Source organism: Luteimonas terrae (assembly GCF_004358165.1).
Taxonomy (GTDB): domain Bacteria; phylum Pseudomonadota; class Gammaproteobacteria; order Xanthomonadales; family Xanthomonadaceae; genus Luteimonas; species Luteimonas terrae.
Genome location: NZ_SMTG01000002.1, coordinates 613,269 through 628,910, shown reverse-complemented (window position 1 = coordinate 628,910; position 15,642 = coordinate 613,269). Strand labels below are relative to the sequence as shown.

The following is a 15,642-nucleotide window of genomic DNA, read 5'->3' as shown; positions in this document are numbered from 1 at the left end:
CTCAGTTGTAGAAATCCACGCCGATGATCCGGCAGACCTCTTCCTCGTTGTAGCCGTGGAAACGACGGCCGCGGGTGGTGTGCGTGCGCGCGAACAGCTTGCCGTTGGCCGGATTGCGCTCGCGCTTCTCCTGCACCAGCCACTTGGCGTAGTCGCGCGTGAGATTGAGTTCCCGCGTCGGGTCGCGCTGCATTCGGGCCATCGTCTGCGTCCTCGTGTGGAGCCGCGGGCGCCGGGACGACGCGCACGGGGCGTCAGGATACGCGCCCCGCCCCGGCGACTTCCGTCCAGCCGTTCGCGAACCGCTAACGCGTCCGGGCGTACACGGACCGCTCCGCATCCCGCCGTGCCCGCACGGCCACTGGAGGAAGGACATGAGGATCGTCACCAGCCTGAGTTTCCAGGGCCAATGCCGCCAGGCCTTCGAGTTCTATGCCGACGTGCTCGGCGGTTCGGTCACCGCCGCCATTCCCTACGCCGATGCGCCGCCCGGCATGCCGATCAACGATCCCAAGTACAAGGACTGGCTGATGCACTGCTGGCTCGACATCGGCGAGGCCGCGCTGATGGGCGCGGACATGGACACCGACTGGGCGCCGCACATCGGCAAGCCCAAGAACGGGTTCGACGTCACCGTGCACACGCACGACATCGACAAGGCGCGCCGCTGGTTCACGCAGCTCGCCGATGGCGGTCGCGAAGTCATGCCGTTCGGCAAGACCTTCTGGTCGCCGGGGTATGGCGCGCTGGTCGACCGGTTCGGCGTGCCGTGGATGGTCAACACGATTCCGGCCGACGGCAACGCCTGACCGCCGCGCGACATCGAACGCCGCGACCGGTGTACCGGGCCATGGCGCCCGGCTACGCGCGCACCGGTGCGCAGGCCTCAGGAGAGGAACACCGTCATGCGCTGCAGCTCTTCGTCCAGCGCACGCCGGAAATCCGCGTCCGCCGGTTCGCCCGCGACATAGCCGAACGTCGTCTGCAGGCGTCCGTCCACGACGGAGGCGTTGGCCCACCCGATGACCCGGTCGTGCCACAGCATCGGCAGCGCGTAGTAGCCGAAGCGCCGTTTCGCCGCCGGGGTGTAGGCCTCGAAGCGATAGGTCCAGTCCCACAGCAGCGTGAAACGCCTCCGGTCCCAGACCACCGGGTCGAACGGCGCGAGCAGGCGCACGCACCCATCGGGCGCATGGCGTCGCGAGCACGGGTTCTCGTCCGCCGGCCAGTACCAGATCACACCGTCGAGGCGCACGTTCTGCAGGCGATCGCGGGCCTGCTGCAGCGCGCGCTGCAGGGGCGTGGCGAGATGCGGGGCCCCATAGCCCAGCAGGCGCACCAGATAGGTCAGGCTTGCCGCAGGCAGCGGCGCGTAGGTCACCACGATCAGATCGATCAGCGACGCGGCACGCTGCGCGCGTCCGGCCGGGCCGTCGTCGACTTCCGGGTGCTCGACCGCCGCGTAGACACGTGTGCCGCTGTCGCGTCGTGCCACGCGCAGCAGGCCGCGATAGTGCAGGCCGTCGAGCAACTGGGTGGTGGCATTGCTCGAACCGCCCCAGTAGTTGCGCACGCTGCCGTGCGCGAACTGGCGCTCGACCTCGCGCGGATGCACGCCACCGCGCTGCGCCCGTACGAACGCGAGGATCTCCGCCGCACGCCGCCGCGTCTTCGCGTCCCACACCCGGCGCGGCTGCCGCGGGTGCATCAGCGCCAGGTGCTCGCGCGGCAGGAAGCCGTAGTTGACCAGACAGTCTTCCTCGACATCGAGCCGCGGATACCGCCGCTCCAGATCGCCGGCGCGGTAGTCGATCACCCGGTGGCGCAGCGTCAGGTCCTGCGCGCGCGCCGGCGCACGGATCGGATCGGCCTGCACGAAGCCCAGGCGTCGGATCGCCCGCTGCAGCGTGGTCGGCTTGAACAGGGTGCGGGCGACCGCGTAACGGCGCAGCGCGTCGAGGTCGGGCGTGGGCATGCGGGTTCGGCTCGACCTTGCAGCACAGGGTCGAGCCAGTATGGCGCCTCCACGGCGCCGCGACTCAGGGCGTCGTCGCCTGCGCCCAGGCCCAGGCCCAGGCGTAGGTGTCGGCGAACTCCTGCACCTGCGCATCGCGCGAGGAACCGATGCCGTGTCCCTGCGCCGTGTCGACACGCAACAGCACCTCGCGCCGGTCGCCGAACTTCGCGCTGGCGCGCGCCGCGAACTTCGCCGCCATCCACGGCACCACGCGGGTGTCGTTCATGCCGACGGTAACCAGCGTGTCGGGCAGGTCCTTCGCAGTGTCGAGCATGACGTAGGCATCCTGGGCGAGCAGCGCCTCGAAGCCTTCGCGCGTCCGCGGGTCGCCCATCTCGGCGAACTGGTTCGGCCCGTTGGGCGCGGCCGCAAGACGGATCGGATCGAGGATGGCGACACGCGGGATCAGGCCGGTGAACAGATCGGCATGCTTCATCGCGGTCGGCGGTGCCAGCAGGCCGCCGGCGCTCGTCCCCATCACCAGCGTGGACGCCGGCGTCGCCACGCCCAGTGCCTGGGCGCGTTGCGCGCAGGCGGCGAGGTCGTCGTGCGCGTTCGGCTTGTTCGCCGCGCGGCCTCCCTCGTGCCAGGCGCGGCCGCGCTCGCCACCACCGCGCGTGCCGCAGAACACGAACACTCCGCCCCGCTCGACCCACGGTGCGAACAGCGGCCAGCTGAAGGGGGTGGTGGTCAGGATGCCGTAGCTGCCGTAACCCTCGACGAGCGTGGGCGCAGGACCGGACGCCGCCGGCTTGCGCAGGATTACCATCGGCACTTCGGTGCCGTCGCGGCTGCGCGCCAGCTCGCGCGTCGCGACGAAGGCCTGGGCGGGCGCCCACGTCGCCGAGTCGAGGTCAAGCGATTCGAGCTGCGCGCCACGCGCGCGGAAGTTGCGGCCGGTGGTCGTCCAGCCGCGCAGGCCGAAGACCAGTGAGTCGCCGTCGGTATCGACCGAGGGCGCCGTGAGTTCACTCTCGAACGGCAGCGCGATGGGCCGCGCGGCGCCCGCCCCGCCTTCGAGATACATCAGCTGCGACACGCCGTCGCGCGTCGCGGTGACGTAGACCCCGTCGCGGGTGGCGTGGACGCCGGAGAGAATGGCGTCGCCGGCCGGCAGGATCACCTCATTCGGCCCCGGGCCGCCCGCGCCGACCTGCCGCCGCTGCAGCACGCCGTTCGATGCCTCACGCGTGGTGATGCTGTACACCGCGTCGCCGAACAGCGCATCCGCGGCGACCTGGTCGCTGTAGTCGGCCAGCACCTGCCAGCGCGGCCTGCCGGCGCGCAGGTCCTGCAGCGTGGTCACGAAGGCGCGGGCGTCGGCCCGCGCGCCATAGGCATGACCGAACACCAGCGCATCACGCCCGTTGCCGGCCACGGCCGGAAATTCCTGCGGCTCGAACGCCGGCCCGCCTTCGAAGCGGGAGCCCAGCACGATGCGCTCGACCGGTGTGGGACCGTCCAGCGACACCACGACCGCCTGCATGTCCAGCAGCGGATCCTGCCCGTCGCCGGCCGCGTGCATCGCCCGGGTATAGCTCACGAGGTCGGGCGCCAGCCAGCTCAGGCCGAAGTCGCCGAAGGTCTGGCCGTCCATCCGGTGGCGCAGCGCGCCGGTCTGCGCATCGAGAATCTCGAAGCGCCCGAGTTCGCCACCGCCTTCGCCGATCATCACTGCGACCTGCGCACCGTCGGGCGACGGCGAAAAGCTGGCGATCGCCCGGGTCTTGCCTGCAGCCGCAGCCGGATCGACGAGTACCCGCTCGCGCCCGTCGCGATCGCGCACCACGAGCCTGGGGACCTCGGCATCTGGATCGCGTCGCAGGTAGAACAGCCGTCCGCCCGCGGACTGCACGCCGCTGTAGATCACGCCGGCGCGGGTGGCGGTCTCGAGCATCGTCGCGAACGCCTCGCGCTCGGGCAGCGCCTCGAGCCGGCGTCGGGTCGCCTCGCCCGCCGTCGTCATCCATGCCTGCAGCCGGTCCTGCTGCGCAGGATCTTCCATCCAGCGATACGGGTCGTCGATGCGGTGACCGAACACCGTCTCCTCGAACGCGACCGTGGGGGCAGCCGGCAACCGCATGGGCGTGTCCGACGCCTGGGCGGCCAGGCCCAGCAGGCACAACGGCAGGCAGACGACGCTCGCTTTCATGCACGGCTCCAGCGGCTCCGGGACGGAGCCTGATGCAGACACAACGCCGGATGCGCGCGCAGCCGGCCACTGCCGGCGCCGGAATGCGCAGACACGTCCCTGCCCGTGCGGCAACTGGCGTTTGACGCTGCCCGAACAGCCTCAGGCGCAGCGTCGTCCGCTCAGGCGCGATGCGCGCCGCCACAGGACATCGCCATGCTCCGGGACAAGACCTCCAATGCGATCGTCGCCGTCGGCGATCTGGAACGCGCGCGTCGCTTCTACGGCGAGACCCTGGGACTCGAATCCGGGGACGAGGACATGGACGGCGTGCTGGGCTACCGCACCGGCGAGAGCTGGCTGGTGGTCTACCGGTCCGACAACCCGCGGCCGGGTACCGGCAATGCGGTCGCCTGGAGCGGTGGCGGTGACGTCGACGCGATCGCCGACGCGCTACGCGCCAAGGGCGTGACGCTGGAGGAATATCCGGACCTGGGCATGCAGATCGACCGCGGCGTGCACCGCGCGGGCGACTTCGCCGCGATCTGGTTCAAGGATCCCGACGGCAACGTATTGCACGTCAACAGCATGTAGGGCGTGCGGCGCCGCTCACTGTTCGACTTCCTGCGTCCGCACGCGCTTCAACGCGATCAGATACAGCGCCACCGCCATCACCGGGCCAAGCACGGTGGCGAGGACCTGGGCCTCGACCGTCCGCGCCGTCGTCGCAACGTCCGCATACGTCCAGGGAATCAACCACCACTGTTTCGAATCGTTGGTGTACAGCCCCAGAAACGCGCCGATCACGGCCACGGTAAACGGCACCACGATCGAGCGCAGGTGCCAGCTCAGACTGTGCTGGACGACCAGCATGGCCATCGCGGCCAATGGTGCCGCCCAGAGTACGCGCGTCGAGCGCAGCGCGAAAACGCCGTCGATGTCGTAGCCGACCCATCCAAGCGCGAACAAGGCGATCACCGTCGCGACGAGCAGCAGGGCATGTGCGCACAGCATCAGTGCAACGCTCAGCAGCAGCTTGGCGGTGTATAGCGCATCGGCGTCGATTGGCAGACTGAGCATCACGCGCCAGGTGTGGTTGCGGTGCTCGTTTCCGTTGATCAGACCGGTCGTCACCGCAAGAAACAGCGGCAGCACGAGCATCGTCCACATGTCCATGACAGTAAACCAGAACTGCACCATGTCGCGGCCGGTCATCTCCGGCGGATCCCAGGCCCGAACCGTGATGACGAAGGCCAGCAGGACGATCACCAACGGGCACAACAGGGTCATGACCGCGACCATCGAGCGTCTGGTCTTCAGCAGCTCGACCTGGAACAGCACGCCGATCATCGTGCAGCTCCCTGCGCGACTGTCGTCTGCAGGAACCACTGTTCCAGGGTGGGCTTCCGATGCGCGGACTCGTAAAGCGTGATGCCGGCATCCACCAGCGTGCGATTGATCCGTCCTGCGACATCACGCGTGACCCCGGGCATCTGGACGATTCCCGCGCCGTCCACATCGGCCATGTGTCCGTGCGCCCGCAGCAGATCGACGGCATGCTCGGGCGCGTCGACATCGAGCGTCAGCGCACTGGGCAAGCCGGACACAAGCTCCCGGATCGGTGCCTGCAGCTGCACCGACCCGTGTCGCAACAGCGCCATGTGGGTCGCGGTCTTCTCGACCTCGTCAAGCAGATGACTGGCGAAGAAGATCGTGCAGCCGGCGTGCTCGGGCAGCATCTTCAGCAAACCTCGAATCTCCTGCATGCCGTCGGGATCCAGTCCATTGGTCGGCTCGTCCAGGACCAGCAGGCGCGGTCGGCCAACCAGCGCATGCGCGAGTGCCAGACGTTGTTTCATGCCAAGCGAGAAGTTTTCGATCCGCTGACGGCGGTCGCAGCACAAGGCCACCAGTTCGAGTACGCGCCCGATCTCGGTGTCGGGGTAACGCTTCAGACGTGTGGCGATCGACAGGAACTCGTGCGCGGTGAGATTCGGGTAGGCGCTGGGCGCGTCGATCAGGCACCCCACCTCCTCCAGAATCTGGCGGCGCTGCGCCCGGATATTGCGGCCGAGAACGTGCACGCTACCGCCGTCCGCCGACGCGAGGCCCGTGATCAAGCGGATCGTCGTGGACTTGCCGTGGCCGTTGTTGCCGAGGAACGCAAACACGCTGCGATCGGGCACTTGCAGGTCCAGCTGCCGCAGTACGGCATGCGACCCGAACGACTTGTCGACCGCGCGCAACTCGATGGCACTCTGCATGAGCATTTCCTTCCCTGGAAACAGGCGAGACGGGGAATCTGTACCTGGTGACGTCCGCGGAACAGGATGTCCGCATGCGACGGCATGCATTGAGACAGCGGATTCTCCCGCAAGTTCATAGCAGGCTTCGGAACACGTCCCCGCGACGCAGCCGGAACGTCGCGAGTCACATCCTTCTCAACGATTCATGTGTCGAAAGCCGGCTGTTGATCATCTTCTACCCGCTGGCCGGGAAATCACGGCCTTGGACACCTGATGACATCAGAGACAGTGTGTCAGTGCGCGGTGAACTTCGATCTGGCTTTGATTCGTCATCCCGGCGTACGCCAGGATCCAGCCTCCCGTTCTTCAACGCGCACCCCCGCCCGGCGGCTCTATCCTCGTGCGAACTCACGACATCGCAGCCCCATGACCCGGCACCCGTTCCGCTTTACCGCCCCGCTCTCCCTGTTGCTGCTCACCGCCTGCAGCAACCCGCCGCCCTACGCCGGCGGGGACGTCGCCGATCTGCAGCGCATCGACGTCACGACCGGCACGGGCACGGCTGCAAACACCGGGGACACCGTGACCGTGCATTACACCGGCTGGCTCTACGACCAGGCTGCACCCGACAGCCGCGGCGTGCAGTTCGACAGTTCGCACGATCGCGGTCAGCCGTTCGTGTTCGAACTCGGTGCCGGTCACGTCATCCGCGGCTGGGACGAAGGCGTCGCCGGCATGCAGCCGGGAGGCACGCGCGAACTGCGCATCCCGGCCTGGCTCGGTTACGGCGACCGCGGCGCGGGCGGCGTGATTCCGCCGGGCGCGTCGCTGGTGTTCGAAGTGGAGCTGCTGAAGGTCGAGAACTGAACGCACTGGCTTGAGCCGTCGCGCGTCGTGCGATGGCACCCCTGTCGGACGGGGAGGCGACCCGTCGCCACGGATGTATTCCACCGCGGTCTGCGCGGCGTACATTTCGCAGCAGGCATCACGCACATCGGCGAAAACCGCTGGCGCCATGTCACTCAGGCGGCCTGACACACCGCACATTTCCGCAATCCCATGCGTCCCGCGCGCAATCGGATGTCGCAAAAAGAGCGCTGGTTGGCGTTTAAGTCGCGTTCGCGCAGTTGACCGTGACGAGATGGCGCACCTAAGGTCGAAGCGCGCTGCCGAGCAACCTGGTCATTCCGGTCCACCCGTCTGCAGCGCATCGCACCGCATGTCCTCGCGAACCGGACGGCAGTTGCGGGGCACAACGCTTGCCACGTTCCGCGGACCTTCGCGTTGTCGTTCGACGCGGGCGCACCGGCGCATTTCCGTCATGCGCGTCGCATGCGCATCGACATCGGTCGCTTCACGCCGAACCGGTCCGCCGTGGCCACTTCCGAACTGCACAAGGAGCTCTCTGATGATGCATGCAGCACGCCGTACGCTCGCTGTCGCCGTCCTCTCCGCTGTCGCCATCGGCGGTCACGCATTCGCGAGCGACACCCCGGTTCCGAAGCTGGATGCCGGCATGGTCACCGCTCTGGAACGCGATCTGGGCATGACGCAGGCGCAGTACCTCGCGAGCGTGGACGCCGAGCGCCAGTTGCCCGACGTCGAAACGTCCGCGAAGCGGATCTATGGCGACAGCTATGCCGGGACATGGATCGAGCACGACGCGGCCGGCAACGCACGCGTGCTCGTCGCCACAAGCGCGCGCGGACTCAAGCAACTGTCCGCCGTCGATGGCGCGCAGACACGCCAGGTGACCTACAGTCTGTACCAGCTCGATCAGGCCGTGCAGGCACTCGATCTGTCGTCGAATTCGAGGATCGCGCGTCGCCTCGACGGTGTGCAGTCTTGGGGCGTCGACCTGCCCAACAACCGTGTCGTGATCACCCTTTCGCCCGGCGCAGGCCGTGCCGAGGCGGTGCTCGAATTCCTGGCACGCAGCGATGTCGACACCGGCCTGCTGCATTTCGAGGAATCCGATCTCGTGCCGACGCCGTTGATCAACATCTACGGCGGCATCCAGTACAACACCTGCTCGATCGGCTTCCCGGTGACGCGCGGCGCGACCAAGGGCTTCGTCACGGCCGGTCACTGCGGTGGCGCCGGCACCACCGTGCGGATCGGCGGCACGACGGTCGGTTCTTTCCAAGCCAGCAACTACCCGGGTTCCGATGCCGCATGGGCCACGGTGCGCTCGCAGGACACGCTGATCGGACGCGTGTGGCAGCACAGCGGCAGCACCACCACGCCCGTCGTCGGCAGCACGGAAACCGCCGTTGGCTCCGCGATCTGCCGCTCGGGTTACCGCACCGGCTGGCGCTGCGGCACGATCACGCGCACCAATGTCAGCGTGAACTACGGCGACGGTTCGGTGAACGGCCTGCGCGAATCGAACGCGTGCGCCGGCCAGGGCGACTCGGGTGGCGCCTGGATCTCCACCGCCGGCCACGGCCAGGGCGTCACGTCCGGTGGCGCGATCGGCACCGACGGCACCAACTGCGGCGTCGCCCAGAGCCAGCGTCGCACGTGGTACCAGCGTCTCACCCCGATGCTCAGCAGCTACGGCGTCAACCTGGTCACCAACTGACCGGAGCGGCGTCCACGCGTGCGCGCCGTCCCGGTTCGCCGGGATGGCGCGTGCGTCTGCGTGCTACGCGATGGCCGCGCCGGTGTCTGCACTGGCGCGGTCCACCAGCCAGTCGACGATCGCGTCGAAGCGCTCCCGGTCCAGCGCGTGTCCGCGCGCGACGCGCAGGCTGGTGATGAAATCGCCTCCGACACGCGCCACGACCGCATCGGCATCGCGCGCGTATTTGTCTTCGCTGCCCGACACCACGAGCGTCGGGCGCGGACAGATCGCCGCCAGCACGTCGTGCGTTTCCAGATGCTGCGCAAGTCCGGGCACGGCCTCGAACAGCACGATGCCGGTCTGCGCCCGGCGCCGGGTCTCGAAGCTGCAGACCGACCCGCTGATGCACGCGAAGCGGCAGCGCGCATCCACCGCGGCGTGGTACAGCGCGGTGTAGCCGCCGTACGAGTGGCCGGCCACGCCCACGCGCTGCGGGTCGAGTCCGGTGGCCTGCAGCAGCACGCTCAGCGCACGCTGCGCGTCGTCGAGGCATTTGCGCATCAGCGTGTCGCCATCGAGCAGGCGCCAGCTCATCGCGCTGTAGTGCTGCAGCCAGTCGTAGTGATCCGGCTCGACGCCGCTGACCGCCGCGCGCCGGTCCTCGAACGTGATCGCATCCGGTGCCAGCACGGCCAGACCGCGCCGCGCGAGCGCCGGCCCGAAGGCCTGGAACGGGTCGCCGACCAGGCCTGCCACCTCGCTCTTGCCGAAGTGGAACTGCCCGTTGTGCTGGTGGAAGACCACGACCCCGCCGCTCGGCTCGCGACCCTGCGGCGTGAACAGGAACGCGGGAATGTCGTCGCCTTCGAGGCCCGTGTAACCGATGCGCGTCCGGTCGTAGCCATCGGCGCTGTGGATCTCGTGCCGGTCGAACGCCACCGGCGCTGGTGTGGCGAGTCCGAGGCGTTCCCTGAGCCAGCGTGCGGTGTCCGTCATTGATGCTGAGGATAACCGCGCGACACGATCCGAAGCTCGGCTTTCGAGCTTGAGGCCCTCCCCCGCTTGCGGGGGAGGGTTGGGTGGGGGCAAAGAGTCAGGCGCAAGCAACAGCTCGAATCCAGGCTTGCCTGCGTCAAACGCCGCCCTATTCCACTTCAGTCGGATCGTTCGCCCCCATCCCCGCCTCCCCCCGCGCGCGGGGGAAGGCGCAAATCTGGACGCCGATCAGACCTTCAGGACGGTTGCACCACCACCGGCGCCGCGAAACGCGGGCCGAGGTTGGCGGGGCCGTAGACCGAGTCGTCGAGGTCGTGCGCACTGCCTGAAGACGCGGCTTCCTCGTCGCGGAACTCGCCGACGATGCGCACGATCTCGTCCTCGATCGCGAAGAACGCGTCGAGCACCGTCGGGTCGAAGTTGATGCCGCGCAGGTCGCGCATCATCGCCATCGCCTGTGCATGCGGGAACGCAGGCTTGTAGCAGCGCCGGTTGATGAGCGCGTCGTAGACGTCGGCCACGGCCATGATGCGGCCCGACAGCGGAATCGCGTGGCCCTTCAGCCCGGCCGGATACCCGCTGCCGTCCCACTTCTCGTGATGGGTCGCAGCGATCTCCGCGGCCACCGAAAGGAAGTTGTCGCCGTCAATGTGGCGCGAGGTGCTGAGGATGATGGTCCGGCCGAACTCGGCATGCCGGCGCATCTGCACCCACTCGTCTTCGGTCAGCGGGCCGGGCTTGAGCAGGATGTGGTCCGGCACGCCGACTTTGCCGATGTCGTGCAGCGGCGCGGACAGGAACAGCAGGTCGATGTAGGCATCGGTGAGCACGTCGGCGTACTGGCCGCTGTCGCGCAGACGGCGCGCGATCGCGCGCACGTAGTGCTGGGTGCGCTTGATGTGGGCGCCGGTTTCCGGGTCGCGCGTTTCGGCGACCGCCGACATCGATTCGATGGTCACCTGTCGCGCGTTTTCCAGCTGCCGCCGCCAGCGGCGCGCATGACGCTGCTGCATCGCGAAGCGCACCGCGAACGCGGCGACGAACACGGCCGAGACCACCAGGGCCGGCGCGGCGACCGGCAGCACCAGACCGCTGTGGACGAACGCGGCGTACGCCAGCAGGCCCAGACCCAGCACCACGCCCAGTGTCGTGAGCGCCAGGGTCAACAGACTGCGACCGGCGATCAGCAGGCCACCCTGTACCAGCGCGAGCAGCAGTCCCAGCATCAGCGCCGCCGCGGTGCCCCATTCGGGTGCGCGCAGCGTGCGGTTGTCGAGGATGTTCTGCATCAGCGCCGACTGCACTTTCGAGCCCGAGAACGCACGACCGAGCGCAGTCGCGTGCCGGTCGCCGAGACCCACCGCCGACGAGCCGATGACAACGATGCGCCCCTGCAGATCCTGCGCGGCGTGCCGGCCCGCCAGCACGTCGACCGCCGGGATGCTGGGGTAACGCTCGGGCGCGCCGTCGAAGCGCAGCAGTGCGCGGCCCTTGCGATCGAGCGGCACGGTATGGGGCCCGATCACCAGCGAGGCGCCGTCACGATCGGCCCGGATCTCGCCCGCGGGCACGCCCAGCGCACGCATCGTCGTGGCCAGGGCGAGACTCGGTTGCAGCACGCCGCGGTACTCGACCAGCAGCGGCAGACGCCGCAGCATGCCGTCGTCGTCGACGCGCATGTTGACGAAGCCACTGGCACGGGTCTGTTCGCCGATCGGGCCGACGTTCTCCAGCACGCCGTGCGCGCTGTCGAGCTGCAGCGCCTCGAGCGCGCCCTCGAAGCCGACGCCGGGACGCGTGGGCGCGGCTTCAGCGGTGGCGTGATCGAAATAGAAATAACGCGCGCCCACCACCCCGGCCTGCGCCATCGCGTGGCCCAGGTAGCCGTCGTTGTCGAGCAGCCCCTCGGGCACACCGGTGATGGCGACATCGAGGCCGAAATCGCGCTGGAAGGTCTTCTGGATGTCGGCCAGCGACACGCGGTCCGCCTCGGGCAGCAGTACGTCCAGCGCGATGGCCTTCGGCTGCCCCGCCGCGATGCGCTCGATCAGTCCGGCCAGCCGGTAGCGCGGCCACGGCCACTGGCCGACGGCCGCCAGACTGACGTCGTCGATGTCGACGACCAAGGTCGCCGGCGCCGGCACGTCGCCGGCGGTCGCACGCATCAGGCCGTCGAGCACGGCGTTGTCGAGTCGCTCGATCGGCGCGACACGCAGCAGGCCCGCGATGCCGATCACCACCGCCAGCACCAGCCCGATCGCCAACACCAGCAGGTCCTGCCGGCGGCTCTGTCCGGCCGCCAGTCCCGGTGGCTGCGCGCGTGCGTCTACGCGCGGCATGCATCGCACTCCGCGTCTGTCGAGAGCCGCGCGGCGGCGGGCCTCACAGGATCTGGATCTCCGCGCGTCGGTTGCGCGGCTCGGGTTTGCCGGGCGGCGTGGGCACCAGCGGCGACTTGTCGCCGAACCAGTCCAGCTGCATCGGCAGGTCCGGGTCGATCTTGCGCAGCATCGCCGCGACCGCGCGGGCCCGCTCGGCCGACAGCTGCAGGTTGTAGGCCGGCGCGCCCGCGGAATCGGCGTAGCCGAACACCGTCACTTCGGTCGGCAGACGCTCGCGCACCGCGGCCAGCACCTCGGGCAGCTTGCGCCGCGATTCGGGGGTGAGTTCCATGCTGTCGAACAGGAAGTTCAGCACGAAGCTCAGCGGCGGCTTGGGTTGCGCGTCCAGCAGAGTGCGGTGCCGCGCTTCGAACGCATCGCGCGTTTCCGCGCGCGTGGCCTGCGCCGGTGCGCCCGAGGTCCCGGCATCCACCCGGCCGTAGGCCTGGTCGAGCCGCTGCTCGCCGTGGGCGTTGTGCACGACCACCGCGCCCACCTTGCCGTCGTGATCGGGCAGCAGCGTCACGCGCGTCGGCGCGGCCGAACAGGCCGACAGCAACGCTGCCGCGAGCACCAGCGCGACCGCGCGCCAGGACACCGTCGTCATGTCAGTCGGCCTCGATCAGGAAGCGCGTGCCGCGCACGCCGACCGTGGCCTGCGGCGTCTCGACCTTGACCGATTCCGGTGCGAGCCGGCCGATCTTGCCGGACTCGTAGATCGCCGAGCCCTTGTCCATGTACATCGAGAACGCGTAGCGGTTGGCCTTCGGTTCGAACACGTAGTCGCGCACGCGCACGTCCGCACTGCCGCCCAGCGTGAGCATGGTGCCGTCGCGGAACACGATCGATGCGGTGGCACCGGGTGCGGTCACGATGCGATCGGCGACCTGCAACTGCGTGCCCGCCTCGGCCGTGCGCGTGGCCGAGGCCTGCACGATGCTCACGGTGCCCGAGACGCCCTTCACCAGTCCCACGTGCGACTCCGTCGCGGCCGCCGGCCACGCGCAGCACGCCAGCCAGACGGCTGCGAGCAGCGCCAGAATCTTGGACATCGGATGTTCCCCTGTTGGTGTTCTGCCGGCCGGACCGCGCGGCGCAGCTCCGCTGCGTCCCACCTCCGGCGCCCCCTGTTGCCGCTCTCGATCACGATAACGGCAGCGCGCCGGGATACTACAGAGAAGCGCCGTGATGGCCGCTTCACCTGCCGCGCCGCCCGACGGACGGCATCGCGTGCGAGACGACGGTCACAGATAAGTGCGCAGCGCGCTTCGCGGGCCCAGCCCCCTCAACGCTTGCGGAACACCACCACGTGCTGCCAAGGCAGGCTGGCCGCCGTGCGTTCCCAGACCAGCGGATGCAGCGCCGCCTCCTTGCGGATCTGCGCCTCGCTCATCTTGTGCAGCGGCTTGATCGGGACCGTCTCGTCTTCCGCCCGGTACTCGACGAACACCAGCCGCCCACCCGGCTTCAACGCGCGGACCAGCGCCTGCAGCACCTCGTGCGGATATTCCAGCTCGTGGTAGACGTCGACCATCAGGGCCAGGTCCACCGATTCGGGCGCCAGCTTCGGATCGGCGACCTGCGCCTGCACCGGCACGATGCCCGCCAGTCCGGGTTGCGCAGCCAGCTCCCGCAGCATCGCGACCATCTGCGGCTGCACATCCACCGCATAGACCTTGCCGCCTGGCGCGACCAGCGGCGCCATGCGCCGTGCGTAGTAGCCGGTGCCCGCGCCGACGTCGGCGACGGCCATGCCCGGCTGCAGACCGAGCTCCTCCAGCAACACGCTGCCGCGCTCTTCGCGCTCGCGTTCCTCGCGCTCCAGCCACGCCGCGCCCTGCCAGCCCATGACCGCGGAGATCTCGCGGCCCTGGTAGACCTTGCCGATGCCGTCTGCGCTGCGCCGGACGGTCGTGTAGACCGACGCGTCGGCCGACACCTGCTCGGCCGCAGGTGCCGCCGCGACCGACGACGGCGGCGCGGAGCACGCGGCGCCCGTGGTCAGCAACAGTCCGAGAACGGCGAGTGACAGCATCTGGCGCATGACCGGCTCCGCATCGACCGCAGAAAGCGCGGCCTGTCCACGCTAAGTGGCCCGGCGCCAGCAGGCGGTGACGGCCGCCGCGTTCATCGTCCGAACAGACGCAGCGCGTTGGCGCTGCGGATCTTCGCCTTCTCCTCGTCCGTCAGCGCCAACCGTTCCAGCGCCTCGACCGTGGCGCCAAGGCCGATCTGCGGATAGTCCGATCCCAGCAGCACGTGATCGATACCGACATTGCGCAGGGTCCACAGGAATTCCGCTTCCATCGGCGAGCCGGCCACGACGAGCACCGTCGCCGAGATGTCGAAGTACAGATTCTCGAAGCCGAAGCCATCGGCCGTGCGCGCCAGCGCCAGCACGTTCCAGAAGCGGAAGTTCAGCCCGCCGATGTGGGCGAGGATGAAACGCGTCTTTGGCACGCGCACGACCAGGTTGAACAGCTTTTCGCTGTCGCCCGGCAGGATGTTCGCGTTGTCGAGCAGCACCGTCATGTCGAGTTCGCCGGCACGACGCACCAGCGCCTCGACGCGGGAATCGGACACGTCGAAGCCCTGCGTGTGCGCGTGCAGCTTGAGCACGCGCACACCGGCCGCGGCCACCCGCGCCAGTTCGGCCATCGCGGCGTCGCCCTCGTAGGGATGGACCGTCGCGATCGGCACCACATCGGCATGCGCGGCCGCCAGCGCGATGATCCGGTCATTGCCGGCGCGCACCTCTGCCAGCTGCCCGACGCGCGCCTGATGCGGACCGCCGAACCACATCGCACCCACGCCCGACAGCTGCAGCCCCGCGGCGCGCACATCGTCGCGGTACTGCTGCAACGACGTCTCGCCTTCGCGCAGGTGCACGTGGACGTCGAACACGGGACCGGCCGACCAGACCGGCGACGCGGCAAGCAGACAGAGCGTCAGGGCGAGTGTGCGCAGCATGTGGAGTCTCGGTGGCAGGCGGCCGGGTCATGGCAGGGTGCCATGAATTGGCGGTGGACGTGGTTAGGCCCCGCGCTTATGGAACGGGCATTCGACTCGCACTGCCCTCACCGGTCGCGAAGGTCGATGCACATGCTTGTCTGAGCCCTCCCCCGAGTGCGGGGGAGGGTTGGGTGGGGGCAAAGGGTCCGATCGCGGCTTGGTTCGCGCTCCGACACTCCCAACTCTTGCGGCAGCTCGTTCCCGCTGCGAACTGACCGTCTGCCCCCATCCCGGCCTTCCCCCGCAAGCAGGGGAAGGAGCAAAGCGCCGGGTCTCAATCACCACACGCGCGC

Annotated in this window: 15 protein-coding genes; 4 read left to right on the top strand and 11 right to left on the bottom strand. The window is 69.0% G+C overall.

Annotated features, from left to right (window positions below):
* Position 1 precedes the first annotated feature (1 nt).
* Positions 2-202: a hypothetical protein gene (locus E2F49_RS03100; RefSeq protein ID WP_133392561.1), complete on the bottom strand. Its 201-nt coding sequence runs from the start codon at positions 200-202 to the stop codon at positions 2-4.
* Positions 203-374: 172 nt separating this feature from the next.
* Here E2F49_RS03100 and E2F49_RS03095 point away from each other — a divergent pair, with 172 nt between their 5' ends.
* A complete protein-coding gene (locus E2F49_RS03095; RefSeq protein WP_133392560.1) occupies positions 375-809 on the top strand; it encodes a VOC family protein in 435 nt (144 codons plus the stop codon).
* Between the two features lie 77 nt (positions 810-886).
* Here E2F49_RS03095 and E2F49_RS03090 read toward each other — a convergent pair whose 3' ends face one another.
* Together E2F49_RS03090 and E2F49_RS03085 are read right to left on the bottom strand one after the other, a co-directional pair.
* Entirely contained in the window at positions 887-1,975 is a 1,089-nt protein-coding gene (locus E2F49_RS03090; protein WP_133392559.1) for a DNA glycosylase AlkZ-like family protein, read from the bottom strand.
* 64 nt (positions 1,976-2,039) lie between these two features.
* Positions 2,040-4,169: a prolyl oligopeptidase family serine peptidase gene (locus tag E2F49_RS03085; RefSeq protein ID WP_133392558.1), complete on the bottom strand. Its 2,130-nt coding sequence runs from the start codon at positions 4,167-4,169 to the stop codon at positions 2,040-2,042.
* Between the two features lie 195 nt (positions 4,170-4,364).
* On the opposite strand from E2F49_RS03085, the gene E2F49_RS03080 reads away from it, so the two are divergent.
* On the top strand, positions 4,365-4,742 hold the full coding sequence (locus E2F49_RS03080) for a VOC family protein (protein WP_133392557.1): 378 nt from the start codon (positions 4,365-4,367) through the stop codon (positions 4,740-4,742).
* Positions 4,743-4,757: 15 nt separating this feature from the next.
* Here E2F49_RS03080 and E2F49_RS03075 read toward each other — a convergent pair whose 3' ends face one another.
* Together E2F49_RS03075 and E2F49_RS03070 are read right to left on the bottom strand one after the other, a co-directional pair.
* Positions 4,758-5,498: an ABC transporter permease gene (locus E2F49_RS03075; RefSeq protein ID WP_133392556.1), complete on the bottom strand. Its 741-nt coding sequence runs from the start codon at positions 5,496-5,498 to the stop codon at positions 4,758-4,760.
* Positions 5,495-6,412 carry an ABC transporter ATP-binding protein gene (locus tag E2F49_RS03070; RefSeq protein WP_133392555.1) on the bottom strand — a complete coding sequence of 306 codons (918 nt, stop codon included), beginning with the start codon at positions 6,410-6,412 and terminating at the stop codon, positions 5,495-5,497. Before E2F49_RS03070 ends, E2F49_RS03075 begins: the two co-directional genes overlap by 4 nt.
* Before the next feature lie 408 nt (positions 6,413-6,820).
* Here E2F49_RS03070 and E2F49_RS03065 point away from each other — a divergent pair, with 408 nt between their 5' ends.
* The gene (locus E2F49_RS03065; RefSeq protein WP_133392554.1) at positions 6,821-7,261 is read left to right on the top strand and encodes an FKBP-type peptidyl-prolyl cis-trans isomerase; all 441 of its coding nucleotides are present in this window, start codon (positions 6,821-6,823) and stop codon (positions 7,259-7,261) included.
* Between the two features lie 541 nt (positions 7,262-7,802).
* Complete coding sequence (locus E2F49_RS03060; protein ID WP_165971103.1) at positions 7,803-8,978, top strand: S1 family peptidase; 1,176 nt, start codon at positions 7,803-7,805, stop codon at positions 8,976-8,978.
* Between the two features lie 63 nt (positions 8,979-9,041).
* Here E2F49_RS03060 and E2F49_RS03055 read toward each other — a convergent pair whose 3' ends face one another.
* The 6 genes from E2F49_RS03055 to E2F49_RS03030 form a co-directional block, all read right to left on the bottom strand.
* Positions 9,042-9,956 carry an alpha/beta hydrolase family protein gene (locus E2F49_RS03055; RefSeq protein ID WP_133392552.1) on the bottom strand — a complete coding sequence of 305 codons (915 nt, stop codon included), beginning with the start codon at positions 9,954-9,956 and terminating at the stop codon, positions 9,042-9,044.
* 236 nt (positions 9,957-10,192) lie between these two features.
* On the bottom strand, positions 10,193-12,295 hold the full coding sequence (locus tag E2F49_RS03050) for a CHASE2 domain-containing protein (RefSeq protein WP_208004786.1): 2,103 nt from the start codon (positions 12,293-12,295) through the stop codon (positions 10,193-10,195).
* 43 nt (positions 12,296-12,338) lie between these two features.
* A complete protein-coding gene (locus E2F49_RS03045; protein ID WP_133392551.1) occupies positions 12,339-12,944 on the bottom strand; it encodes an OmpA family protein in 606 nt (201 codons plus the stop codon).
* Between the two features lies 1 nt (position 12,945).
* On the bottom strand, positions 12,946-13,389 hold the full coding sequence (locus E2F49_RS03040) for a FecR family protein (protein ID WP_133392550.1): 444 nt from the start codon (positions 13,387-13,389) through the stop codon (positions 12,946-12,948).
* Positions 13,390-13,622: 233 nt separating this feature from the next.
* Entirely contained in the window at positions 13,623-14,381 is a 759-nt protein-coding gene (locus tag E2F49_RS03035) for a class I SAM-dependent methyltransferase (RefSeq protein WP_208004784.1), read from the bottom strand.
* Between the two features lie 83 nt (positions 14,382-14,464).
* On the bottom strand, positions 14,465-15,307 hold the full coding sequence (locus E2F49_RS03030; RefSeq protein WP_133392549.1) for an amidohydrolase family protein: 843 nt from the start codon (positions 15,305-15,307) through the stop codon (positions 14,465-14,467).
* Positions 15,308-15,642 lie beyond the last annotated feature (335 nt).

Excerpts from the sequence above, each read along its gene's own strand:
- E2F49_RS03100 (WP_133392561.1), bottom strand. The coding sequence starts at position 202 with ATGGCCCGAATGCAGCGCGACCCGACGCGGGAACTCAATCTCACGCGC.
- E2F49_RS03070 (WP_133392555.1), bottom strand. The coding sequence starts at position 6,412 with ATGCAGAGTGCCATCGAGTTGCGCGCGGTCGACAAGTCGTTCGGGTCG.
- E2F49_RS03095 (WP_133392560.1), top strand. The coding sequence starts at position 375 with ATGAGGATCGTCACCAGCCTGAGTTTCCAGGGCCAATGCCGCCAGGCC.
- E2F49_RS03060 (WP_165971103.1), top strand. The coding sequence starts at position 7,803 with ATGATGCATGCAGCACGCCGTACGCTCGCTGTCGCCGTCCTCTCCGCT.
- E2F49_RS03090 (WP_133392559.1), bottom strand. The coding sequence starts at position 1,975 with ATGCCCACGCCCGACCTCGACGCGCTGCGCCGTTACGCGGTCGCCCGC.
- E2F49_RS03075 (WP_133392556.1), bottom strand. The coding sequence starts at position 5,498 with ATGATCGGCGTGCTGTTCCAGGTCGAGCTGCTGAAGACCAGACGCTCG.
- E2F49_RS03040 (WP_133392550.1), bottom strand. The coding sequence starts at position 13,389 with ATGTCCAAGATTCTGGCGCTGCTCGCAGCCGTCTGGCTGGCGTGCTGC.
- E2F49_RS03080 (WP_133392557.1), top strand. The coding sequence starts at position 4,365 with ATGCTCCGGGACAAGACCTCCAATGCGATCGTCGCCGTCGGCGATCTG.
- E2F49_RS03085 (WP_133392558.1), bottom strand. The coding sequence starts at position 4,169 with ATGAAAGCGAGCGTCGTCTGCCTGCCGTTGTGCCTGCTGGGCCTGGCC.
- E2F49_RS03055 (WP_133392552.1), bottom strand. The coding sequence starts at position 9,956 with ATGACGGACACCGCACGCTGGCTCAGGGAACGCCTCGGACTCGCCACA.
- E2F49_RS03035 (WP_208004784.1), bottom strand. The coding sequence starts at position 14,381 with ATGCGCCAGATGCTGTCACTCGCCGTTCTCGGACTGTTGCTGACCACG.
- E2F49_RS03050 (WP_208004786.1), bottom strand. The coding sequence starts at position 12,295 with ATGCCGCGCGTAGACGCACGCGCGCAGCCACCGGGACTGGCGGCCGGA.
- E2F49_RS03030 (WP_133392549.1), bottom strand. The coding sequence starts at position 15,307 with ATGCTGCGCACACTCGCCCTGACGCTCTGTCTGCTTGCCGCGTCGCCG.
- E2F49_RS03065 (WP_133392554.1), top strand. The coding sequence starts at position 6,821 with ATGACCCGGCACCCGTTCCGCTTTACCGCCCCGCTCTCCCTGTTGCTG.
- E2F49_RS03045 (WP_133392551.1), bottom strand. The coding sequence starts at position 12,944 with ATGACGACGGTGTCCTGGCGCGCGGTCGCGCTGGTGCTCGCGGCAGCG.